Origin of the sequence: Marinifilum fragile (assembly GCF_963677365.1) — a bacterium.
GTDB lineage: Bacteria > Bacteroidota > Bacteroidia > Bacteroidales > Marinifilaceae > Marinifilum > Marinifilum fragile.
The window spans coordinates 4,188,540-4,210,707 of sequence record NZ_OY781962.1 but is presented as its reverse complement, the minus strand read 5'-3'; the positions used below and the strand labels follow the sequence as shown (position 1 = coordinate 4,210,707).

The window sequence follows — 22,168 nt, the reverse complement described above, 5'->3', positions numbered from 1 at the left end:
ATGGGTGCAACTTTTCATGGACTTGTTCGTCCTTTATAAAGTACGAAATGATTATTTACCTAAAACCATAACATATGAAATCAAAACGTATTACTTCCCTTATTGCTATTTTCGCTTTGGTATTAAGCAGTACAATTGCTTTTGCTCAAAAAACCGAAGATCGAAAAGTAAGCTCTTTCGAATCAATCAGCCTTTCGATTGCTGCCAAAGTTTATGTGAGCCAAAATGAAAAAACATCTGTAAAAATTAATGGTTACGCCGATGATTTGGATGAAATTATTACTGAAGTTGAAGGATCAACTTTAAAGATAAAGCGTAAAAAGAACAAAGGCTGGAATTGGAACAATCGTTCTTTCAAAAAAGTTGAAATTTATATTTCAACTCCTAATGTTGAAGACCTTAAAATTTCAGGATCAGGAAATATTATTGCTAAAACTCCTATTCAATCAGGTAGCGTTAACTACGCAATCAGCGGAAGTGGAAACATTATTATCGATAAGTTGAAGGCTGATAATGTAGAGTGTCACATTTCAGGTTCAGGCGATATCCGTTTAAAAGGAGAATGTCAAGACGAATTGGAAATTCATATTAGCGGATCGGGTGATGTTGAAGCTGGATATTTTCAAGCTAAATCAGTTGACGTAAGAATTTCGGGTTCTGGCGACTGCAAAGTTTACGCATCAGAAAAGATAAATGCTCGTGTAGCTGGTAGTGGAGATATTTATTACCGAGGCAATCCTGAATATGTTGATAGTAAATCAGCAGGATCGGGTTCTATTAAATCTGTTAGGGAATAATTGTTGTGTTGCCACGCATAATGGAAGCGTTCCGATAGGCAAAGACAGCATTCTCACCCATAAAGGAAACGTTACCAAGCGTAGCGGCAGCGTTCTCTTCTGCAAAGGCAAGTTGATTATCCGTTGCAGCATGGTGCTCTGGGACAAAGGAAGCGTTCTTTAACCGAGAGGTATTGTTCTCGTTTCTAAAGACAATGTTATTTTGTAAAAAGATATAAAAGAAAACCTCTCAGAAACTGTAATATCTGAGAGGTTTTATATTATATTTCCTATTTTCTTAGGATTTGAATCTCCCCTCCTACTCCAATTTTGATAATGCTTGAAGCACTCGCTTTTTCAAAATCATCTTGTCGGTACTCCACCACATAATCAACCAATTCTTTCAATTCTTCATTGATTTCAGAAAAATTCGCAGGTGATGGATCTCCACTAATATTGGCCGAAGTTGATACAATTGGTTTCTTAAATCTTTGAATCAGATTTTGAGTAAACTCCTCATTTGTAATACGAATACCAATGGTTCCGTCAGAGTTGATTAAGTTTGGCGCCAAATTCTTTGCTCCTGGATAAATCAGGGTCATTGGTTTGTCGTTCGCCTCAATCAAATCCCAGGCAATTTCAGGCACCTCATCAACGTAAGAATTCAGTCTGTTAGGATTTTCCATTAACACCAACATTGCCTTACAATCTTCACGTTGTTTAATTTCATAAACCCTTTTTACTGCATCTGCATTTGTAGCATCACAGCCAATTCCCCAAATGGTATCGGTAGGATAAAGAATTACTCCACCTGATTTTAAAACCTCTAGTGCTTTGTTAATGTCGTTATTCATATTATTCGTATATGGTAGAGACGTAGCAATGCTACGTCTTTACATATGGCCAGTAATTTTTTATACTGCAACGTTATATTCACGCAGTGCATCATTCAAAGATGTTTTCAAGTCGGTTGATGGTTTGCGCTTACCAATAATAAGTGCACAAGGGACTTGATATTCTCCTGCAGGGAATTTTTTAGTTCTGGTTCCTGGAATCACAACTGAACGTGCTGGAACAAAACCTGTATATTCAACTGGTTCTTCTCCGGTTACATCAATAATTTTAGTCGATTTTGTAAGTACCACGTTAGCTCCAAGAACAACTTCTTTTTCAAGATGTACACCTTCTACTACGATACAACGAGATCCGATAAAACAATTGTCCTCCACAATTACCGGAGAAGCCTGAATTGGTTCCAATACACCTCCAATACCAACACCTCCGCTCAAATGAACATGTTTTCCAATTTGAGCACACGATCCAACAGTTGCCCAAGTATCAACCATAGTTCCCTCATCAACATATGCTCCAATATTTACATATGATGGCATCATTACCACATCTTTTGCCAGGAATGCACCGTAACGAGAAACCGCATGAGGTACAACACGAACTCCCAAATCAGCATAGTTGGTTTTCAATGCCATTTTATCGTGGAACTCAAATGGACCCACTTCTATGGTTTCCATTTTACGAATTGGGAAATAAAGAATTACTGCCTTTTTAACCCACTCGTTTACCTGCCAGCCACTTTCAATTGGTTCTGCTGTGCGCAATTTTCCTTTATCAAGAAGTTCAATTACTTCTTCTATATTTTTCTGCACTTCAGGTGAACTCAATAAAGATCTATCCTCCCAGGCAGACTCAATGCTTTCTTTAAGATTTTCGTACATATTCTTATTTACTTCTAAAATTTTGGTTAATGCTCACAAAACTAATTAAAAGTAGAATAGTGAAAAAGTGAAAATGCAAAAAAATGAAAGTACAAATGAGTGAATGAGTTAATAAGGTATTTTGGAGCTGATATTGGTAATTCTTCCTACGTAATTCGCAATTGCTAATTCGTAATTTACCAATCCATTTTTTACTTTTGGGCAAACAAATTATCAGAACATGCAAAATTCAATCTTCCTATCCAGTTTAAACATTCACGAATCTTGGAATTCTTTTCTTACTAATGAAATTATTGATTTGATTAAAAGCATCGAATCATCCATTCAAATAGAAAGTGCTACGCCAAAAAAAGAATTGGTTTTAAGATTTTTGGAAATGGATTTACACGCTATTCCTGTGGTGATTTTAGGACAAGATCCTTATCCGCAAGAAGGTGTTGCAACCGGTCGATCGTTTGAAGTAAATGGATTGAATTCGTGGTTCGATAAATTTAGAAATGTATCCTTAAAAAATATTCTTAGAAGCATTTACAAGGCTTATACTGCCGAGGAGTTGAAGTATTCTGAAATCTTAAAAAAATTAAATGAGGGAGATCGTTTGCCAATGGAAGGTGATTTTAAGGTACTGCCTCCAAACCAATTGTTCCGTTACTGGTGGGAAAAAGAAAATGTACTTCTATTAAATACAGCATTTACCTGTGAAATTGGCAATCCAAATTCTCACACCAAAATTTGGTCAAAATTCACTCAAAAATTATTGAGTCATATTGCCGACCAGAACAAAGATGCAGTTTGGTTCCTTTGGGGAAACAATGCTCAAAAAATTGTTGCTGACATTCAAATTGAGAATAAAATAGAAACCTCGCACCCAATGATGTGTTATCAAAGAGATAATGACATTTTATTTGGCAAAGTGAATCCATTTAACGAAACAAAAAACAAAGTAAATTGGTTAGGAGTTAACTAAAGTCGAAGCGCTTAAATTCGGTTAAAGTGTGTTAAAAAATGTAACAATCGGGTTTTAAGATAAATGAGTGAGCTATATTTATCATTCATTATTTAATCTAAAAATCTTGAAAACTACAATTAGCACCATATTTTTATTGCTTTTAACCATTAGCAATTCGTTTTCGCAGGACCATAAAGACCAAACCTTTGTTGTTTCAGGTAAGGTGATTAACTCTGAAACAAAGGAAGGAATTTCATTCGCTCACGTAAATTTGGACGACACCTATTGGGGAGTTATTTGTGATAGCTTAGGCTTTTTTAGAATACGAGTGAATCCCGATCAGAAATTGAAAGTTACTGCAATGGGATTTAAAGCTCAATTGGTAGATGTTCAAACTCCTGGTGTTGAAAAAGAGCTATTCCAGGAAATTATTATGGACCAAGAAAGCTACATGTTACAAGAAGTGCAGGTGCACTCTTTTGGCAGCTGGAATGACTTCAAAGAGCAATTTGTAAAAGCAAAAGTACCAGCAGATCCTGATGCTTCTTTGGCCATAAATTTTGGAGATTTCACCATGGACGAATACACCGGAAGAGCCATGAGGAGACAAGGTGCTGGTATCAGTTTGGGTTTCGGTAACAGGAAAAAGAAATTCAAAGGCATGAAAATTCCTACCAGGCTGGAGGAAATTCACGCTACTCTCTTGTCTGAAAAATTCAACCGCAATTTAGTAGCCGAAATCACAAAAGAAAATGGCAATCGTCTGGATATTCTGATGAAATACATCAACTCCAGAACCAGCTTTTCTTATCAAAGTAGCGATATGTACATTGTAAGAAGAATAAAAGAATTGCATAAGAAATTTCTTCAGGAAGATACTGATTTTCAAAACAACCTAAGCTTTACAGATACTCTTGGTACAATCGAGAACCATCTAAGACCTTGAGTATCCCAACCCACTAATGATGAAACCAATCCCTAAATCTCTTATTTTTATTTGCTTTATTCTAATATCACTAAATGCGTTGGCGCAAGAATATGCTCAAGATTCCACAATTAGTATCTCGGGCTTGATTCTGACAGATAAAGGCAAAGAACCCATTGAGGATGCAATTATTACCATAAAGCGAACAAGAAGAGGTGTTATTAGCGACAGTTCTGGAGTTTTTCATTTGCAAATTCTGCCGAAAGATACTTTGGTAATTAGTTCTATGGGTTTTGAAATGATACAATGGCCTGTTCCCGCCATTACAGATCCTAATTTTCCACCTTTTTTCAAAATTTATTTAAAAGATCAGGCAGTTCCCTTAAAAGAAGTAAATGTATATGCACTCGGAACTTATGATGATTTTAAGGAAGAATTCGTGAAGAAAAAACTTCCACCCCAAAAAAAGAAAGGAGAAGGCTTTAAGCTCAGCGAAGCACAAATGTTTGAGATTAAGCTAAAGGAACAGGCAAGAACTCCACCCAATGTAGTTGCTGGTTTAATTGGTCTTGGCAGTAAATTATTTAAAAAGAAAAAGAAACCTCAACCTGTATTCTCGAATGAGATAAACTACCTACACCAGCAAATGCTTGAAGAAAAGTTTAACAGGGAAATTGTTTCTAATTTAACTGGCGAATCCGGAAAAACATTGGAACAACTTTATGCTTTCATATGCAAGAATTCGGATTTTACTTACCAAGACAGTGAATTGGATATACAAACAAAAATTTTAGAACTTTACAAAGAATATAAACTAGATCCTGAAAAGGCAAATTCTAGCTTATTAGAACTTAAAAAGACAAACAAAATACCAAATCACCTGCGACCATAATCTCAACATGAAGATCTTTTTAAAATTCATAATCATCCTTTTTCTCTCTGCACATGCTTTTCAAAGCAATGCTCAATCTTTTTTACAAGATTCAATTGTGAGTATATCAGGTTTAATATATTCTTCGAAAACCAATGAAGCAATTTCTAATGCCACAGTAACCATTAAACGATCGAGAAAAGGAGTCATATGTGACAGTACGGGAGTTTTTCATTTGCAGATACAAGACCAAGATACATTAGTGATTAGTGCTTTAGGTTATGAAATGAAGGAATGGCCTGTTCCCGTTATTTTAAACCCTGATTTTCCACCATTCTTTCGAATAAAATTGCAAGATATATCCTATATGCTTAAAGAAGTTGATATTTATGCTTTGGGAACCTGGGACGAGTTTAAAGATGAGTTTGTAAAAGCCAAAGTAAAAGAGAAAAATCCAATTAATAAGGACATTGGAAAACAATTGGCTCCATACAATACCAAAAAACCTGATCCTGTTCCTGCTCAATATCGACCTAAAGTAGATAAAAAAATGGGAGTGGTCGATGCCATTTTCAGGCCAACGGATTTTCTGCACAACAAGTTGAGTAAAAAAGAAAAAACAAAGAAAAAAATCAGCAAAATCATTAAATCGGAAAGCAAAAACAAAAAGATTAGCGCAAAATATAATGCTGAAATTGTATCGAATGCAACTGGATTAGAAGGTGATGAACTGGTGGCATTTATGGAGTTTTGTGGAAAGAAAATTCACGTAACCGAAAATTCGAGCGATTACGATGTCATGAAACAAATTCTGGATCTGTATAAAGAGTACACTAAAGCAAAGGAGTAAACAAACGAGTAATGGATTCCTTCATTTTTTGCATTTTCGATCGCTGAATCCATTTCTCAAGTACGACCTCTTCACTTTGCTGCAAATCTTCTAAAAATCGTTCTCGCAATTTCAAAGTTACTTTTTCATCGTAAACCAAAGCATTTACTTCAAAATTCTGTTCAAAACTTCTCACGTCCATGTTGGCAGTTCCCACCGTTGACAGAATTCCATCAACGGTCATGATTTTGCTATGATTGAAACCTGCTTTGTAAAAATAAATTCTCACTCCAGCTTCAAGCAATTCTTCGATGTAGGATAAAGTTCCCCAATAAGTCATGAAAGAATCTGATTTATTTGGAATCAAAACCCGAACATCAACACCACTCATGGCTGATGTTTTTAAAGCCATCAAAATGCTACTGTTGGGCATAAAATAAGGCGATGAAATGTAAACATTTCGTTTTGCCGAAGTAATTGCCGAAAAATAAGCCTGCATAATACTCGCCCAATCGGAATCGGCACCTGAAGCTGTAATTTGTAGCAAACACTTCTCCTTGGCCTTTTTATTGGGCAGGTACTTTTCGTTAATCAACACCTCCTGACGCACAAAATACCAATCGATTAAAAACACAACTTGTAAACTTGAAGCCCCTTCACCTTTTACCTTGAGGTGAGTATCGCGCCAAATGCCAATTTCAGGAATGCCATGCAGATAACGGTCCGCAAAATTCAAACCTCCAACAAAAGCAGTAGTTCCATCAATCACAATAATTTTTCGGTGATTGCGGTAGTTTACCCTACTGGTTAATATTGGAAAACGAACGGGTAAAAATGCCTGAACTTTAACTCCCGCTTCCTTTAAAGTTTCAACATAGTGTTTGCTTAATTTCCAACTGCCAACATCATCGTAAATCACTCGCACCTCTACTCCATCTCTTGCTTTTTCGACCAATATTTCCAGCAATTCCGAAGCCAACTCACCATCTTCAATAATGTAATATTCCAGATGAATGTGATCTTTTGCCTTACGCAAGGATTTAAAAATCTCTGTAAAAGTTTCCTTGCCATCATTCAAAACATTCACCTTGTTGTAACCACTCAACAAAGCTTTGGAGTTATTCAGCAGCAAGGTCATGATATTTTTCTTCTCATGGATGCGCTCATCCTTCAAGAAACGACTTTTATTCAAACGAAGTTTCTGATCCTGGCTCATTACCTGAAGCCATTTTAAATCCCCCAACCCTTTCATGCTAAACATTTTTCGCTTGCGGAAACTTTGTCCAAACACCAGGTAAACCACAAAACCAAAAATCGGAAGGAAAATCAAAACCAAAATCCAGGATATGGTTTTTAAAGGACTTCTATTTTCAAGAAGAACAATTATAATGGTAGCAATAATGGTTAGAGCATAAAGAATACTCAGTGCACCAAACAACTGTATCCAAAAATCCGACCAATTAATTGATAGTAACATAAATCTATGAAAATAGAAGATTTGTATCTTTGTTTTTAAATTCGCTTTGCAAAGCCTAAATATAAAACCATTTAAATTTCAATGTGAGCATCAAGCGAAACAATGAAATATTAAATTGAAATGCCGATATATAATCTTTATAACTCAGCAATTCAAAGTAAAATCATTCAGAACCAATGAGCCAATTAAACAACATACAATCTACAATAAATTACATAAAAAAAGAACTTGAAAGTATTTATAGTTCGCGAGAAAGTGAAAGCATTGCATACATTCTGCTTGAAGAACTTCTGAATTATTCACGCACCCAAATACAACTAAATAAAAATGAGCCTATTCATGATGAGCAATTCTTTCAAATTAAAAAATACATTGCTGATTTAAAAGAGAACAAACCGATTCAATATGTTTTAGGAGAAGCCGATTTTTATGAACTGAAATTCAAAGTAAATCAGCATACATTAATTCCAAGACCAGAAACGGAAGAGTTGGTTCATGCCATCATAAATGAAAATAAAGACGAAAACTTGCATGTATTGGATATTGGAACCGGCAGTGGATGTATTCCCATTTGCCTGGCCAAGCATCTTTTAAATGCAGATGTAACAAGTGTTGACATATCGTCTGGCGCAATTAAAACTGCCAGAGAAAACGCAAAACTTAATTCAGTTCAAGTTAGATTTGAAGAAAGAGACATCCTAAATTGGGAAGCTTATGAATGGGAGCAATTGGATATCATCGTAAGTAATCCGCCATATGTAACCAATGCTGAAAAGGAAAAGATGGAGAAAAATGTATTGGATTTTGAACCGCATACAGCTCTTTTTGTGAGCGATCATGATCCTTTAATTTTTTACCAAAGAATTGCAGAATTGGCTCAGGAATATCTGAAAGAGGGAGGGAAACTGTACTTTGAAATCAACGAAAGTTTGGGAAAAGAAATGTCAGAATTGATGGAGCAGAAAGGATTTTACAACATACAAGTTCGAAAAGACATTAATGGCAAAGACCGAATGATGTCCGCGATAAAATAATTTTATAATGTAGAGACGTAGCAATGCTACGTCTCTACAAATCATTCAAAAATCAATGTATAAAAAAAACTCCAACATAAGCCCACAGGCAGCTCTTTCGAAAGTGCAATTTATTTGTAGCAAACAAGAGAAATGCTGCAGCGATATTCGAAAAAAACTACAAGATTGGAACATTTCTGCGGATGATCAGGATGAAATCATAACATCATTAATCGAAGACAAGTTTATTGATGAAAGTCGATTTACGAACTTTTATGTGCGCGATAAGTATCGCTTCAACAAATGGGGAAGAATAAAGATATCCTACCATTTAAAGCACAAACAAATTCCGGAAAGAATAATAAAAGAGGCTCTGGAACAAATTAATGATTCAGAATATAAAGAAAACCTCCAGGGTCTTTTACAATCGAAACTGCGAAGCTTAAAAGATGATGATCCGTATCAGTTGAAGACAAAATTATATCGCTTTGCTCAAAGCCGGGGATTTGAGTCGCAATTGTCATTAAATCTTATTGATGACCTCCTGTCAGAAATAAAATAAAACTTTAAATTTAGCTTTGGCAAGCTTATTGTTAAGGAATGTTTATCTTTAATTTTGCTATCGAATCATACACTAAACCTTTACAAATGATAAAAACTTTACGCACGACTCTCAGTTTTACATTGATAATATTCTTGCTTATTGGTTGTTCGGCACAACAAGGTATGGCAAAAAGAAGAGCTCCAAGGTGGGTTAAAGAGAGGCCTATTACTCCTGATTATTATGTAGGAATTTCGGTTGTGAAAAAAGATGATTCAAAAACCAATTACATCCAACTAGCCAAAAATCAGGCTTTACATGATTTGTGTTCCGAAATATCAGTGAACATTTCAGCAAACTCGGTTCTTCAACAATTCGAAGATGAAACCGCTTTTCGCGAGAATTTTCAATCGGAAATTCAAACTTCCTTAATGGAAGAGTTGGAAGGCTATGAAATTGTTGGATCATGGGATAACAAAAAAGGAAACGAATATTGGGTGTACTATCGTTTATCGAAATCGCAATACGAATTACAAAAGCGATTAAAATTGAACAAAGCCAAAAAATTGGCTCAAAACTTCTTCGAGCAAGGGAAAATCAGTGAAGAAAAACTAGATATTTTCCAAGCTTTAAATTACTATGCAAAAGTTCTTGATGCCATAAAGAAACACTTGGACGAAGACTTGTCGGTAATGACTTTTAAAGGAAGAATTAACCTAGGGACTGACATCTACAATTCCATTCAGAATATTTTTAAGAGAACGCAACTAACTCCCGATAGAAAGGCAATTAAAATTGAAATTTCAACATCGCAAAAAGAACCGATTTTGGTGAAGGCAGAATGGTTGGGAGAAAGTGGAAACAGTTTAATTCCAAACCTTCCTCTGGCTATCGATTTCTCGAAAGGAGAAGGTGTTTTAAACAACAAGGTTAGCACCGACGAGTTTGGTTATGCAGCTTCGAAACTTTCAAAAGTAACTTCAAAAATGAAATTACAGGAAATAGAAGTTGGATTGGATCTAAGCACTATTCTGAACGAAGAATCGGAAAATTATCAGCTAAACAAATTGTTCTTTACGCCAGAATCGGCGCCAAAAAGCAAAATCATTATCAATGTTGAGCGCTTAAAGGCTTATTTAAATTTTAGCGAAAAGATTTTTGGTAAGGATTCAAATCGTGAGATTTTAAAAAATAACGTAAAGAAAGAGCTATCGGAGAATTTCTTCTCTTTTACCAATGATAAAGAAAAGGCCAAAGTCTTTCTCGATATCAATACCAATGTAACCAAAGGAGAAATAAAGGAAGGTAGAAACTACAAAGTATATATCGTATATCTGGATTGTTTCTTCTCACTTACTGATGTCAACAGTGGCATGGAGATATTCAATGAAGCGATATATGAAGTGAAAGGAATGAAACCGATCAGCTACGATTATGCAGTGAAGGAAGCGTATGAACAAGCTGTTGAAGAAATTCACAACACCATTATTCCAAAATTAAATCAACTGGACTTATAAAAATTAGTAATGAATAATTGGTAATTAGTAATTAATTACCTCAAAACAAGAAAAGATGAAAACAAGAAAATTACAATCATTATTCCTTGGTTTAGGAGTTTTATTAGCTGCCGGATTAAGTTCATGTGGATCTGCTGAAAAAGCAGTTTCTACCAAATCTCAGGGCGAAGAGCTTATCGAAGTTTATTGTACCGGTCCTGATTACCAAAGCGACAAAAACCACTTTAGAGCTTCTGCAATTGGCGAGAGTTTAGATCAGATGGTTGCAAAGAAAAAAGCAGGAACCAATGCTCGTGCCGAATTGGCAACTTTAATTCAATCTACCGTTCAAGGAACAATCGACAACTATGTAAACTCAACTGAATTGAACAATGTTGAGCAAGTTGAAGAACGTTTTGAAGGCTTAACTCGCGAAGTGATCAACCAACAATTGAACAACATTAAGGTGATCTGCGAAAAGCAAACCAGAACTGCTCAAAACAAATACAAAACTTATATCGCTCTTGAAATGAGTGCTAAAGATTTGGAAGAAGCAATCAACCAAAAATTATCGCAAGACGACAAATTGAAAGTTGACTACGATTACGAAAAGTTCAAGAAAACTTTCGAAGAAGAAATGCAAAAATTACAAGCTCAACAAAGAGGTTTTTAAAACCTTTCAATCTTATAATTAAAAACAGCGCATAGAATCACTTATGCGCTGTTTTTTTTTGTAGTAGTAGAATGGTGATATTCACCTGTGATACCATTTTATACCTAAACTATTCGAGAGCTTAAAATAGCTCTCTGTTTTTTATATATGGTATTAAATACCTATCGATATGAATTAGTCAATTCAACACTCTTGATAATTCCTGAACCCGATTGGGAGACATAGGAAGTTTATAAACTTCATTATTACAGGACAGTAAACATTGTTTATCTTTTCTATTCACAGACTTTAAGTAGTCCAGGTTAATTACTGCCGAACGACCAATTCTGAAAAATACCTTACTGGTGAGTTGTTGCACTACACTTCCTAAGGTTGTGGAAGTAGTTAAGCTTGTACCATCAACCAACTTGATATCCGTGTAATTTCTATCGGCCTTACAAAACAGAATTTCCTCTGGTTTTATCACCTCGAAACCCACACGATTTTTAATGGTAACCCTTTTCTGAATTTTCAATTTTAAAAACAATTCGGTCATGCGCTGTTTCTCCATTTCTTCGTATTCCATGGTTTGAACACGGTTCAAACAAAACTGCAAATCTTCAATGGCAATTGGCTTTAGCAAATAATCAACTGCCGAAGATCGGATTGCTTTGATGGCAAAATTTTCGTTTTTAGTTGTAATGGCAAAGTTTGGGCGCTCTCCCAATTCCAACAATCCATGAATTAACTCAAAGCCATTTTCGTTTTTCAGATTTATCTCTAAAAACACCAATTGTGGCTTGTGCAATACGTAAAGCAATAAAGCATCTTCAACTGTAGTAGAATGATAAACCTTGCACTCCGGTTCAATTTTACTTAGTTTCGATTTTAAATCTGCAATTTCCTTTTTGCAGTGATCTACGATTAAATAAACATTCATGGTCAGGATATTTTAGTTTGATTTTCTTGTGAAACAAAACTCATCATTTGCTCAGCAAAAAAAAATAACCCGAAGTAGTAGGTTTTGCTCTCATGAAATGATCCAAGCCCAATTTTTAGATATCCAACATCCAATTTAAATGATTAAAGTACAAGTTCTGTCTTTTCATAAAAAGATCAATGTAAAAGAGTAAAGCGTAGCAAATTATTTATACTTTCAAGAATTATAATCCCTAAGCCATTACCTTCTGATATGAATATTGTCGTTATCGAAGATCATCATTTACTAAAAAAAGCAAGTGCCGAACTTTTAACCGAAATGTATCCCGATGCAAATATCGAAAGCTTTACTTATCCATCAAAAGCCAAAGCCTATATTCAAAATCGTGAAATCCATTTAATGTTGGTTGATTTTGATTACAATAGTATTAATGAGGATATTGTTTCGTTTGTAGCGGAACTTAAGCAAAGCAGAAAAGACCTGAAATGTATTGCTTATACCAATCACAAATTAAAAGTGATTTTAAAAGACCTTCTTAAAGCCAAGTTCAATTCTTATCTAAACAAGGATGCAAAAATAGAGGATATTGTTTCGACCATTGAAGCCGTGATGAATCAAGATTCGGATGATTTTTATGAGTCTCCATCCTACTTGAAACACAAACAGACCGTTGAAGAAGAAAAACAGAAATTCTTCATTTCTGATTTCGAAAAACAAAAATCGCTTACCAAAACCGAATTAAAAGTAACAAAAGCTACATCGGAAAACAGTAGCGATAGTAACGAACAATTGGCAAGTAAATTGGGAATTACACTCAATACCTTAAAAAAACACCTTAGCAATATCTATCGCAAATTGGATATAAAAAGTAAAGATGGTTTAAAGCACTTTCATGATAGAGTTAATAAGACTTAAATCACCAACTTAAAATAAAGTCCATTACCAGGCGAACTTTGTAAATTAACTTTACCAGAAAGAAGTTCCGCTCGTTCTTTTACGTTAAACCAGCCATTCCCTTTCTGGATTTTGTCTAAATCTATGCCTATTCCATCATCAGCATATTCGAATTGAATTCTTTTGCTCTCCTTTTTATATTTAATTACAATACTTGATGCCTGTGCATGTTTTAAGCTATTGTGTACCAATTCCTGGACGATTCTAATCAGGTTGATTTTCTTTTCGTAATCGTCTATTTCGAAGCCATCGGGAACATATATTTTCAGATCGATATTATCCGGAAAATTAGACAATTGCAAAGAATCGGACAATGCATCTCGAAATTCCTGGTTAGCAATGGCTGTCATGTTGAGTTGATGGGAAATGCCTCTCACCTCATCGCTTACCTGTCGCAATTGATCTACAAAACTTTCCTCCACACTTTCCCTTTCCATGCTTCTGCATAAATAGCTTAAGCTGCCAGAAATAGAATCGTGCAATTCCATGCCCAATTTTGTGCATTCTCTATTCGAAGCCGCTACCCTCTCCTTTAAAATTCTGGTTTTTTGGTGACTTCTTAGGAATAAACCCAAAGGTAAAAGAGAAAACAGAAACACCCCAAGTACAATTTTCATGTAGAAACTTTCCTTTGCTTTGGCTTCCTTTTCAATATTCAAGACCTCTATTTGCTGCTCTTTCTCACGAGTTTTATACTGAATATCCATCCGTTGCATTCTTTCAGTGTTTTCAGAATTAAAAATACTGTCCTTTATGCTGATGTATTTGTCGTAGTATGCTAAAGCTTCTTTTCCTTTGTTTTGAGCGGCGTAAAGATTTTTCAAACGCAACAGGGCCTCTTTTTGCAAATCCAAGGCTCCTATCAATTCAGCTTTTTCATGTGCTCGTTGCAAAAACAATTTCGATTGCAAAAAATTCTTTTTGTAAATGAACATCTCTCCCAATAAAAAACAACTCGTAATTTCCTGTTCTTTATTCTTAGAATCCTGACTGTAGTTCAATGCTTTCTTTAAGCTGTTTTCTGCATTTATGAAATCATCCAATTTCATTTGAACCTCACCCACATTAATGTAAGCAGATGCCAAATACTTTTTATCTCCCAATTCTAGTTTAAGATCTATGGTCTCATTAAAATACAATAGTGCTTTCGAAAAATTCTTTTGCTCCTTATATACGTTGCCAATATTGTTTAGTGCACCAACAATTCCTTTCTTATAATCTAAGGCTCTAGCAATCTGTAGTGATTTATGATAACAAGAAAGAGCTTCTTCATAATTCTTTTGTAACTTTTTTATAATCCCAAATTCAGTGTAACAAATTGCAAGCTCTTTATTTTTTCCTAAACTTTCTGCTGTATCCTTTGTTTTGTGCAAAAAACTTAATGCCGATTCATAATCCCCCATCTTGCGATAAGTCATACCAATATTTAAAAATGTATTTAATTTAGAGCTATTGATATTTGAATTATATTTCAATGATTTCTGGAAACATTCAATACTATTTTTATAATTTGCTCTTGATATTTCAAGCATTCCTATGTTATTCAAACTCACAACAATTAACTGAGTATCCTGAATTTGAATAGACCTTTTTTCAGCTGTCTGCAAATAAATATGAGCACTATCATACGAATGTTCCTTCCAATTTTCAATTCCTAAAGTAATCAGCTTGATTATTTCCTCTCGATCTGATTTATTTTCTGCTACAAGTAATTTGGATATGAATAAGATAAATACACAAAGAATCAACTTGCAGAATAAAAATTTAGGCAGTAAAACTTGTTTCATTGGGTTTAGCTGAAATTAACAAAAGAGAGCCATTTTCATGGCTCTCGTAATTTATTAAAATTAATTGAATATATTAATTTATTTCAGAGTTATAGCAAGCTCTTCGGTAAAACCATCCTGATAATTAGCAGTAATCAGATACTCCCCTGGTTTCTCCACCTCCAGATAAAAAATACCATCCGTATTTGATGTAGTTTCATCCAAAGTTTCAAAGCCTGGTACAGATTCCAATGTGACATCCGAACTACTCTTTGTTTTCCCTTCAATGGTTATTGGCCAATCTGGCAATGGCTCATTATCGTCACCATATTTTAAGTTAGTTCTAAGGATCTTGATTGAAATGGAACTTTGAGCTTCTTCCTGTCCAAAATCCTCAGATGAGTCATCGCAGCTATAAAGGCAAATTGTAAATAGGGCGATTAATAGCGTATAAAGAATTGTATTAGTTTTCATAGTTTTATATTTTTTGTTGTAAGAATTATTTTTAATTAACTGATGTACTGATAGTTTTACCGTAGAATCCTTGTTCGATAAAGGGTGTACCTTTCCCATTTCGAAACTTGGGCTTCGATTTTTCATACCTAGAAATTTTAAAGGTTAATAACTACCTCCTCGTTTGGAGGTCAATTCCTAATGGCTGGCCAGCACATTTTTTTTTGTTAGGAGTAAGAGGTCTTATGCCTTCTTAAAAACATTGATTTTTTTTCTCTTTCATAACTTATATTTTAGATCTTTAACAACGTTTTGTCTTATATTTATTACGAATGTATAGTATAATAAACTGAACAGGGAGGGAAATGAGGGAAACGGAAATTCATTTCCCTTTCCCTCATAGTAAATCAATATCAAAATGTACTTGAACTCTAAAAAACTATGAACAGATCTGAATTCAAACAGCATGTAATGGAATGTGAATGCTATAAAAGCATAAGAAAAGAATTAGGTAGTCATAATAGTACATTTAGCTATACCCAAAGTATTTTTAAAAATTATAATCGGTCAGACAGGGAAAAAAGACGCTTGAATATTGCCTGTAAAATATCTTCATTCGTTAACAGTTATGGATACTGTAAAAGAGATATTGAGAAGCAATTAAAAAATGTTTCTTTAATTGAAAAAACAATAAGAAGTAATAATCAAGATCTAATACTGGCAAGAAAACTACTTACAACTATAAAGCGATGGAGCTCTATAAAAAACATCAAGATCGATATTAGGAGTAAGCTACATCAACAAATCGAATTCTTTGAAGAAGAACTTTATTTAAAAGAAATTCTTGACCTGCTAGATGCATTACACAACTATAAATTAAAGAATGAAGAGGATATAAAATTTAATAATTTAAATGCTGGTAATTTTAAGTCAATATCTAATGTATTTAAATCAAATATAGGTACACCTTCCTGTGACTATGCCAATTTAGTAATAGCCTATTTAAAAATTGACATTCCCTATTTCAAAAAAGAAACAGTTACTTTTCAACCCTATGAGAAGACACTAATTTCAAAACTTAAGCATACCTACTCTTCCAATGAAGATTTCATCCAGATAAGAACCATTGGTAATTTTAACAATACTATCCCAGCTTTAAGTATGGATGAATACTATATGGATTTGGAATCAGTTGAAGAGCAAAGCAAGAGTCAACGCTACTCAAATAAAGAAGCATACGATTACATCTTTTCTAATAATAACCGTATTGTTATTACAGGAAATCCAGGATGTGGAAAGTCTACATTTGCAAAATGGCTTTGTTATTACTGGGCTAAACACGATAATGATAAATTAACTATTCCATTATACATTGATCTAAGTGAAATAAAAACTTACAATTTTTGCTTTGATGAATATTTTACTGCTACCTACAAAATAAAAAAAGAGAATCTGGAATCCATTCTACAAAGTGAGATAAATGTTAGATTCATTTTAGATGGATTAGATGAAATAAGTGAACTTGATAAAACAGAATTAAACATCAGACTTAGGAAAATAGATAATACAATCCATACTAACTATGTTCTTCTTTCACGATCTTATTCATTGGTATATTCCAAATTCCCCACTACTCCCAACTTGAATCTAATTGGATTTAATAACACATCCAGAGAAATATATCTGGAAAAAATCAGTAGATTATTCTCAAATAATGATATCTATTTTAAGAATTTCAATGAACAAATTAAAAAACAAGATACGCTTCAAGACCTTTTCAACAATCCGTTAATTCTTTCATTTGTTATTCAAATATTCCTTAATGATCCAAATTTTTATTCCAATTTTTCCACCAAATATCAAATTTATAATTGGATTCTAAATCGAAACGTAAAACATGAAATTGAAAATCATAGATTAGATAAAAAAGAATGGTACAATTTACATAGTAAAATTTGTAGGCTCTCATTTGAATTACTTCTTGACAATCAATCTTCATATACTAGCGATATGTTAAATGAATATCACGAATCGGTAATACTATTATCAAAAATTGGATTTGGCAACTTAATTGAACTGGAAGATAAAAAATGGAGATTTAAATTTCATTCTGTTACAACTCAAGAATTTTTAGCAGCAAAGCATTTAAGTGAGCATTTACAAATAAGAACTATCAAATATTTACTCAAGTTTAAGAAGTTTGAAGAACTTTTAAGCATGACAATTGAATGTGATGCAAGTTATCCTGAGGTAAAAAAATTTCTATCAAAAACTATTCAATTAATTGACGTCAATCCAAAAAAACAAAAAGCTTTCTTTTTAATAGTATCCTATTTGTCGGAACAAAACCTGAACCTATACTGGAATCATAAAAATTTACACAAATTATTTGTTAAGAGTTATTCTAATGAAGTTTCTAGATTTATATTTAGAATCTACCGAAAACTAAATAATTCAAATCGTGAATACATAACAAACCTAATACTAAATACATTAAAGTCCTATCTACAAGTAAGTCAAAACAATGAAAATAATACACAGCAAAAGAAAATAAGTTCACTAATGCATGGTATTGCTCGAAGTAAATTTTATAAAGACTCTATGTTTTTCTCTCAAGGATTACCTTTTGTGTTAGAAATATTAAACACCTACTTTAATAAACTGATCAATAATGAAATATTAAAAGAATTAATTTATGACTTCTCTCAGTATCATATTGAGAAAGACACTATGAAATTACCTACTGAAAAAATCAAACAAATTATTGGGAAAGATAGGTATGCATCAATGTATTATTCTGCAAAAATCAACACTGATTCAAACTGGGTTTATAATGAAATTGAGAGAATTAAAGCAGATGATTTTAGTCAACCACATATTTCAAGTGATTCAATAAGAAAGATACAGTCATTAGTATGGTCCTTGGCCAAAAGAAACATTGAATCTACTTATGAAGATAAAAAACACATTTACAACTATATATTTTCTATTTTTAAGCTTTTGAAATCTCTCAAAACTTCTAGAAAAACAATTGAAATAAATTTCGATTTAAGTGCATTTAGATTTGCTGCAAGAAAAGACCTAGAGTATATCGACACACAGATTGAATTAGAGTATATCTCATATAGTAACAAATTCAATATCCTTACTAAAGAGGAAGATATTGATGAAATATTAAACCTCTGTTACAATAAGAACAAAGTCAAATACATTCATATTATTCAATACTTCATCAATAATTATAAAGTTCGAAATATCCCACCCAAACATGCAGATCTATACATAGATAATATTGAACACGAAACTATAATTACCACAATAATGCACCGAGCCCCTCTTGATAAGAAGCTACACAAGAAAATGTTAGAGAAAGTTTCTATTAGTGAGTGTATCAGAGCAAAAAATATGCTACCAGATAGATACGATCACATTATAGAGTTTGAACCTAAATATTTCGATGAAATTATTGATGTATTATTCCATAAGGTATCAAACGAAGATGGCATATGGCAACTATTTAGATTTCTGGCCTGCATAAAACTTTCTTTTTTTTTAAGGAATAAAAATAAAGTCATGGACAGCTGGGAAAAATCTCTATCTCTTTTAACGAATCCAACAGGTGATATTTTAGATGCATTATTTAATTTCTTAACATTAATAATCGAGACAAAATCAAAACTACCTTATCCTTTTGTTGATAAAATTAACCAAACACTAGAAAAATATAAAAGAACCAATTATTTAACAAAGTATTTCTTTAAGGCAGAATTGAATATTACACATTTTCCATGCAATAATTGTAGAATTCAACCATGTGAATACTATAATAAAGATGGATTTGGTTGTGAATTATTCGAATATGAAGAAGCTTTTGAATACGAAGAATGTTATGGAGAGGTCAACCTCTATTTAGCTTGTGTGTTTTTAATGGATATTATACAAGAAAAAACTATTCAATCCTTGAAGATTGAAAACTTAACTTCGAATATTAGATATATAGACAGCCTGTTCAATATCCTGAGTTACACATATACAACTGCATCTACTAAAGATCTAGAGCAACTTCTAGGAGAAAGTTTCAAGTACTATGATAATTATAACAACCTCGAACATTTAGACTTTAACAAAGCCAAACTACTAAAAACCTTGAAGTAATATTATTCAATCAAAGCGCCACTCCCTAACAGAAGTGGCGCTTTTCATTAGCAACTATAAATATGTAAAACCTATATTTCTAAGCCTCTACATTTTCTTCTTCCTCTTTTTCGTTGCGGGTTTTACGAGCTTTAATGGCGCTCATAAACTCGGCAATTACCTCGTTTATTTTGCGCATAATTTGCTTGTATTCTTCGCTTGGAGTCATCTGATAGTTCAGCTCCAAGAACTGGAAAAGGAATTCCAACGTTTTGCGAAGTTCCAAACAAGCCTCATCGGTTTTAATTTCGCTGGTACTGGCTTTGGCATCAATTCTGGCCTTCTCAGCTGTTTCAAACTCAGCCTGTGCCTGCTTCAGCTCAGCTACCCATTCGGTCAATAGCAATAGGGTAATGGCTGCTTTTAGCTCTGGCTTGTTTTCAAAATCAGAAAGCAAATTGTTCAACCTTGCTGATTCAGCCGAATAAGATTCTTTGTGTAAATTCACACCATAAACTCTTATTTCATTCAATACCAAACGTGCCGCATTTTGCCATTCTGGTTTCAAACGCTTTACACATGCTCGCAAGTAGTTACGAAGGGCTATAAAACCATCATCACGTCGAATGTCTTTATTTACTACTTCGGTAGTTAAAGCAGCTGTACTGTTTTTTATCATCGCCTCATCAAGATTGGTGAGCGCTGCTACAACCCTATCGTAAGGTTGTTTTAAGTTAAGGGTTTCAAGCTCATAACCAGTAAAAATTTCTTTTACTCTTTTTCCAAAAGTAAAATACTCATCTCTGTGCAGAGCATGAAAAGACATGTTTTCTATCATCTCTTACTTTTTTTGGTTAGTATTATGGGTGAGTCCTGTCTAAACCAAGTGGTTCATATCAGGTAAAGTCACTCTTCCCTATTAATTGTATTTGTGCTATGCTATTTGTAATTTTAATGTACACTTTCTCATCTCGTTTGAAGACATTTTAAGCTTTCCTCTTATCCAATCAACTTGAGGGAAGCCAATTCACACTTTAATTTGTTTCGCTCATTTTGGGTGGAGCCAACTTAAGCTTCAATTGGGGCCAAACAAATTGCAGGGCTCTGCTTCACGCTTTAATTTTTATCAATCAAGTTGATTGAGTGCATCTCAAGCTTCAATTTTCATTTTTCCAATCCGTTTGAGCCTGTTAGAAGCTTTAATTTGTTTCAAACGAATTGATTTGAATATTATGAATGTTGAAGCTTGTAAAGCTAGAACCAACCAAAATGGCACCAGTAAATTGTTCCTACTAACAATTTTTTCCATGATGGTTGATTCTATTATAAAACGATTAACCTAACATAGCATCTACCTGTGCTTTTGCCTTTCTGTTTTCCAATTCTTTTGCAACAGCAACTGGCACACATTTCTTATTTACAGGGTTTAAATAAGTACTTAATGATTTAGCGAGAACCAATGCTACAGGAATACCTACAACTGAGACAAACAAGCCAACAATTTGGAATAAAGTGATTACGGTAAGGAGTAAGCCAAATGGGAAATAAATAATTCTAACGATTAAGCCGAAAGCTTCCCAAGCCTTGTTTGGTTCTGTGTTCAATTCCTTATTATCAACCATTGAACTCGAAAATGGTGACAGCAAGAATTTAGATAGTTGTATTAGTCCCAATCCTATTGGTGCTCCAACAACTGTGATTAACAACAAACTTCCAATTAAAAAGGTAAAGAATGCCGATACAAATCCAAAAAATGGGAAATGCCAAATAATGTTACCAAGAAATCTCATAATTAATAAGTTTTAGGTTTTCCTACTCGTATAGCTTTTCGGATCCGCTTCGTTTTTTTACATGGTTTCTGAACTCCATTTTGTTCCTAGATCATATTTAGATTTTAATTGATTTCTAATTCTATTATTATCCCTTTATCATATCCAATCCAATCATCACCAAGGCCTTTGCTATTTCATAAAGCTCAATGATATGATCGGTACTCATTTTCACAAAGCTGACCAGCATTGGTATTCTTCCAATTACGAAGGAAATGAGCAATCCCCAAATCAAGATTTGAAAAAACAGGATGATCAGGTAGGACCAGGTAATGCCGAATACATGTAAATCGGGCTGGTGAGGTTTGCCCTGACGAATGGCAATGGAAAATGAGAATCCAAGAGTTGCTCCCAATAATCCGAAATAGACTTCGGCTCCCGAACTGGCCAAAATAAAATAGATGGGGAAAATAAAAACGGTTAGCAGTGGGAAGAAATAAGGAGACAATACCGATAGAACATTCTGCTTTCCCTGGTAGGCGAAATATCCTCCGCTATTGGCTTCAACATTTAAAGCAATGGGCTTATTAAAGGTTAAAACGCCCAGCACATTGTGGGTTAATTCGTGGGCCAAAATGGCCAGATAGCCATGGGTTTTTATAAAAATTGTTGTGAATAGAAATCCTCCTCCCAGGGCGATAAAAAATATTTTCTGAAATACATCTGCAAATGATACCATTTGAAGGGTGGCAATGAATTCACGGCCAAAAGCGTAAATCAGCAGAGGAGTTAGTATTTTAAATAGTTTGGTTATCATGAGTAATTAAATTATGAGTTAGGAATTATGAATGATGAATTAGGGAGCAACATTCATAACTCATCATTTATAA

At 33.8% G+C, this 22,168-nt stretch carries 20 protein-coding genes; 11 read left to right on the top strand and 9 right to left on the bottom strand.

Going from position 1 to position 22,168, the window contains the following annotated elements:
- Positions 1 to 74 precede the first annotated feature (74 nt).
- Positions 75 to 797 carry a head GIN domain-containing protein gene (locus tag ACKPCA_RS16920; protein WP_321280129.1) on the top strand — a complete coding sequence of 241 codons (723 nt, stop codon included), beginning with the start codon at positions 75 to 77 and terminating at the stop codon, positions 795 to 797.
- A 269-nt stretch (positions 798 to 1,066) separates the two neighbouring features.
- Here ACKPCA_RS16920 and ACKPCA_RS16915 read toward each other — a convergent pair whose 3' ends face one another.
- Both ACKPCA_RS16915 and ACKPCA_RS16910 read right to left on the bottom strand, forming a co-directional pair.
- Entirely contained in the window at positions 1,067 to 1,630 is a 564-nt protein-coding gene (locus tag ACKPCA_RS16915; RefSeq protein WP_321280128.1) for an L-threonylcarbamoyladenylate synthase, read from the bottom strand.
- Between the two features lie 60 nt (positions 1,631 to 1,690).
- Positions 1,691 to 2,509, bottom strand: coding sequence for a 2,3,4,5-tetrahydropyridine-2,6-dicarboxylate N-succinyltransferase (locus tag ACKPCA_RS16910; protein WP_321280127.1), 819 nt, complete (start codon positions 2,507 to 2,509; stop codon positions 1,691 to 1,693).
- Between the two features lie 220 nt (positions 2,510 to 2,729).
- On the opposite strand from ACKPCA_RS16910, the gene ACKPCA_RS16905 reads away from it, so the two are divergent.
- The 4 genes from ACKPCA_RS16905 to ACKPCA_RS16890 all read left to right on the top strand — a co-directional run bounded on the left by ACKPCA_RS16905 (position 2,730) and on the right by ACKPCA_RS16890 (position 6,104).
- A complete protein-coding gene (locus ACKPCA_RS16905; protein WP_321280126.1) occupies positions 2,730 to 3,476 on the top strand; it encodes a uracil-DNA glycosylase in 747 nt (248 codons plus the stop codon).
- Between the two features lie 106 nt (positions 3,477 to 3,582).
- The gene (locus ACKPCA_RS16900; protein ID WP_321280125.1) at positions 3,583 to 4,404 is read left to right on the top strand and encodes a carboxypeptidase-like regulatory domain-containing protein; all 822 of its coding nucleotides are present in this window, start codon (positions 3,583 to 3,585) and stop codon (positions 4,402 to 4,404) included.
- Between the two features lie 19 nt (positions 4,405 to 4,423).
- Complete coding sequence (locus tag ACKPCA_RS16895; protein WP_321280124.1) at positions 4,424 to 5,275, top strand: carboxypeptidase-like regulatory domain-containing protein; 852 nt, start codon at positions 4,424 to 4,426, stop codon at positions 5,273 to 5,275.
- Positions 5,276 to 5,372: 97 nt separating this feature from the next.
- Entirely contained in the window at positions 5,373 to 6,104 is a 732-nt protein-coding gene (locus ACKPCA_RS16890; RefSeq protein WP_172677363.1) for a carboxypeptidase-like regulatory domain-containing protein, read from the top strand.
- Here ACKPCA_RS16890 and cls read toward each other — a convergent pair.
- Positions 6,088 to 7,560, bottom strand: a complete 1,473-nt coding sequence (cls, locus tag ACKPCA_RS16885) for a cardiolipin synthase (protein WP_321280123.1) — start codon at positions 7,558 to 7,560, stop codon at positions 6,088 to 6,090. The genes ACKPCA_RS16890 and cls overlap by 17 nt on opposite strands.
- 176 nt (positions 7,561 to 7,736) lie before the next feature.
- Here cls and prmC point away from each other — a divergent pair, with 176 nt between their 5' ends.
- The 4 genes from prmC to ACKPCA_RS16865 all read left to right on the top strand — a co-directional run bounded on the left by prmC (position 7,737) and on the right by ACKPCA_RS16865 (position 11,283).
- The gene (gene prmC, locus ACKPCA_RS16880) at positions 7,737 to 8,594 is read left to right on the top strand and encodes a peptide chain release factor N(5)-glutamine methyltransferase (RefSeq protein ID WP_321280122.1); all 858 of its coding nucleotides are present in this window, start codon (positions 7,737 to 7,739) and stop codon (positions 8,592 to 8,594) included.
- A 55-nt stretch (positions 8,595 to 8,649) separates the two neighbouring features.
- The gene (locus ACKPCA_RS16875) at positions 8,650 to 9,135 is read left to right on the top strand and encodes a regulatory protein RecX (RefSeq protein ID WP_321280121.1); all 486 of its coding nucleotides are present in this window, start codon (positions 8,650 to 8,652) and stop codon (positions 9,133 to 9,135) included.
- An 86-nt stretch (positions 9,136 to 9,221) separates the two neighbouring features.
- Positions 9,222 to 10,631: an LPP20 family lipoprotein gene (locus ACKPCA_RS16870; protein WP_321280120.1), complete on the top strand. Its 1,410-nt coding sequence runs from the start codon at positions 9,222 to 9,224 to the stop codon at positions 10,629 to 10,631.
- A 55-nt stretch (positions 10,632 to 10,686) separates the two neighbouring features.
- Entirely contained in the window at positions 10,687 to 11,283 is a 597-nt protein-coding gene (locus ACKPCA_RS16865; RefSeq protein ID WP_054716548.1) for an LPP20 family lipoprotein, read from the top strand.
- Between the two features lie 178 nt (positions 11,284 to 11,461).
- Here the strand turns inward: ACKPCA_RS16865 and ACKPCA_RS16860 are convergent, their stop codons facing one another.
- Positions 11,462 to 12,202 (bottom strand): LytR/AlgR family response regulator transcription factor, encoded by a 741-nt coding sequence (locus ACKPCA_RS16860; RefSeq protein WP_321280119.1) that lies wholly within the window; start codon positions 12,200 to 12,202, stop codon positions 11,462 to 11,464.
- Between the two features lie 252 nt (positions 12,203 to 12,454).
- Between ACKPCA_RS16860 and ACKPCA_RS16855 the strand changes: the two genes are divergently transcribed.
- The gene (locus ACKPCA_RS16855; protein ID WP_321280118.1) at positions 12,455 to 13,117 is read left to right on the top strand and encodes a DNA-binding response regulator; all 663 of its coding nucleotides are present in this window, start codon (positions 12,455 to 12,457) and stop codon (positions 13,115 to 13,117) included.
- On the opposite strand, the gene ACKPCA_RS16850 is transcribed toward ACKPCA_RS16855, so the two are convergent.
- Together ACKPCA_RS16850 and ACKPCA_RS16845 are read right to left on the bottom strand one after the other, a co-directional pair.
- A complete protein-coding gene (locus tag ACKPCA_RS16850; RefSeq protein WP_321280117.1) occupies positions 13,114 to 14,943 on the bottom strand; it encodes a tetratricopeptide repeat-containing sensor histidine kinase in 1,830 nt (609 codons plus the stop codon). The two genes, ACKPCA_RS16855 and ACKPCA_RS16850, sit on opposite strands and share 4 nt — an antisense overlap.
- 78 nt (positions 14,944 to 15,021) lie before the next feature.
- Entirely contained in the window at positions 15,022 to 15,522 is a 501-nt protein-coding gene (locus ACKPCA_RS16845) for a hypothetical protein (RefSeq protein WP_321280116.1), read from the bottom strand.
- A 294-nt stretch (positions 15,523 to 15,816) separates the two neighbouring features.
- On the opposite strand from ACKPCA_RS16845, the gene ACKPCA_RS16840 reads away from it, so the two are divergent.
- Positions 15,817 to 19,530, top strand: a complete 3,714-nt coding sequence (locus ACKPCA_RS16840; protein WP_321280115.1) for an NACHT domain-containing protein — start codon at positions 15,817 to 15,819, stop codon at positions 19,528 to 19,530.
- A gap of 79 nt (positions 19,531 to 19,609) precedes the next feature.
- On the opposite strand, the gene ACKPCA_RS16835 is transcribed toward ACKPCA_RS16840, so the two are convergent.
- From ACKPCA_RS16835 to ACKPCA_RS16825, 3 genes are all read right to left on the bottom strand, one after another.
- Positions 19,610 to 20,347 carry a DUF6261 family protein gene (locus tag ACKPCA_RS16835; protein ID WP_321280114.1) on the bottom strand — a complete coding sequence of 246 codons (738 nt, stop codon included), beginning with the start codon at positions 20,345 to 20,347 and terminating at the stop codon, positions 19,610 to 19,612.
- A gap of 496 nt (positions 20,348 to 20,843) precedes the next feature.
- Positions 20,844 to 21,299, bottom strand: coding sequence for a YccF domain-containing protein (locus tag ACKPCA_RS16830; protein ID WP_321280113.1), 456 nt, complete (start codon positions 21,297 to 21,299; stop codon positions 20,844 to 20,846).
- 127 nt (positions 21,300 to 21,426) lie between these two features.
- Positions 21,427 to 22,095, bottom strand: a complete 669-nt coding sequence (locus ACKPCA_RS16825; RefSeq protein WP_321280112.1) for a hypothetical protein — start codon at positions 22,093 to 22,095, stop codon at positions 21,427 to 21,429.
- Positions 22,096 to 22,168 lie beyond the last annotated feature (73 nt).

Coding starts and splice junctions, on each gene's coding strand:
- ACKPCA_RS16855 (WP_321280118.1), top strand. CDS start 12,455: ATGAATATTGTCGTTATCGAAGATCATCATTTACTAAAAAAAGCAAGT.
- ACKPCA_RS16830 (WP_321280113.1), bottom strand. CDS start 21,299: ATGAGATTTCTTGGTAACATTATTTGGCATTTCCCATTTTTTGGATTT.
- ACKPCA_RS16825 (WP_321280112.1), bottom strand. CDS start 22,095: ATGATAACCAAACTATTTAAAATACTAACTCCTCTGCTGATTTACGCT.
- ACKPCA_RS16845 (WP_321280116.1), bottom strand. CDS start 15,522: ATGAAAAATCGAAGCCCAAGTTTCGAAATGGGAAAGGTACACCCTTTA.
- ACKPCA_RS16910 (WP_321280127.1), bottom strand. CDS start 2,509: ATGTACGAAAATCTTAAAGAAAGCATTGAGTCTGCCTGGGAGGATAGA.
- ACKPCA_RS16835 (WP_321280114.1), bottom strand. CDS start 20,347: ATGATAGAAAACATGTCTTTTCATGCTCTGCACAGAGATGAGTATTTT.
- ACKPCA_RS16875 (WP_321280121.1), top strand. CDS start 8,650: ATGTATAAAAAAAACTCCAACATAAGCCCACAGGCAGCTCTTTCGAAA.
- ACKPCA_RS16860 (WP_321280119.1), bottom strand. CDS start 12,202: ATGAATGTTTATTTAATCGTAGATCACTGCAAAAAGGAAATTGCAGAT.
- cls (WP_321280123.1), bottom strand. CDS start 7,560: ATGTTACTATCAATTAATTGGTCGGATTTTTGGATACAGTTGTTTGGT.
- ACKPCA_RS16850 (WP_321280117.1), bottom strand. CDS start 14,943: ATGAAACAAGTTTTACTGCCTAAATTTTTATTCTGCAAGTTGATTCTT.
- ACKPCA_RS16905 (WP_321280126.1), top strand. CDS start 2,730: ATGCAAAATTCAATCTTCCTATCCAGTTTAAACATTCACGAATCTTGG.
- ACKPCA_RS16920 (WP_321280129.1), top strand. CDS start 75: ATGAAATCAAAACGTATTACTTCCCTTATTGCTATTTTCGCTTTGGTA.
- ACKPCA_RS16915 (WP_321280128.1), bottom strand. CDS start 1,630: ATGAATAACGACATTAACAAAGCACTAGAGGTTTTAAAATCAGGTGGA.
- prmC (WP_321280122.1), top strand. CDS start 7,737: ATGAGCCAATTAAACAACATACAATCTACAATAAATTACATAAAAAAA.
- ACKPCA_RS16865 (WP_054716548.1), top strand. CDS start 10,687: ATGAAAACAAGAAAATTACAATCATTATTCCTTGGTTTAGGAGTTTTA.
- ACKPCA_RS16840 (WP_321280115.1), top strand. CDS start 15,817: ATGAACAGATCTGAATTCAAACAGCATGTAATGGAATGTGAATGCTAT.
- ACKPCA_RS16870 (WP_321280120.1), top strand. CDS start 9,222: ATGATAAAAACTTTACGCACGACTCTCAGTTTTACATTGATAATATTC.
- ACKPCA_RS16895 (WP_321280124.1), top strand. CDS start 4,424: ATGAAACCAATCCCTAAATCTCTTATTTTTATTTGCTTTATTCTAATA.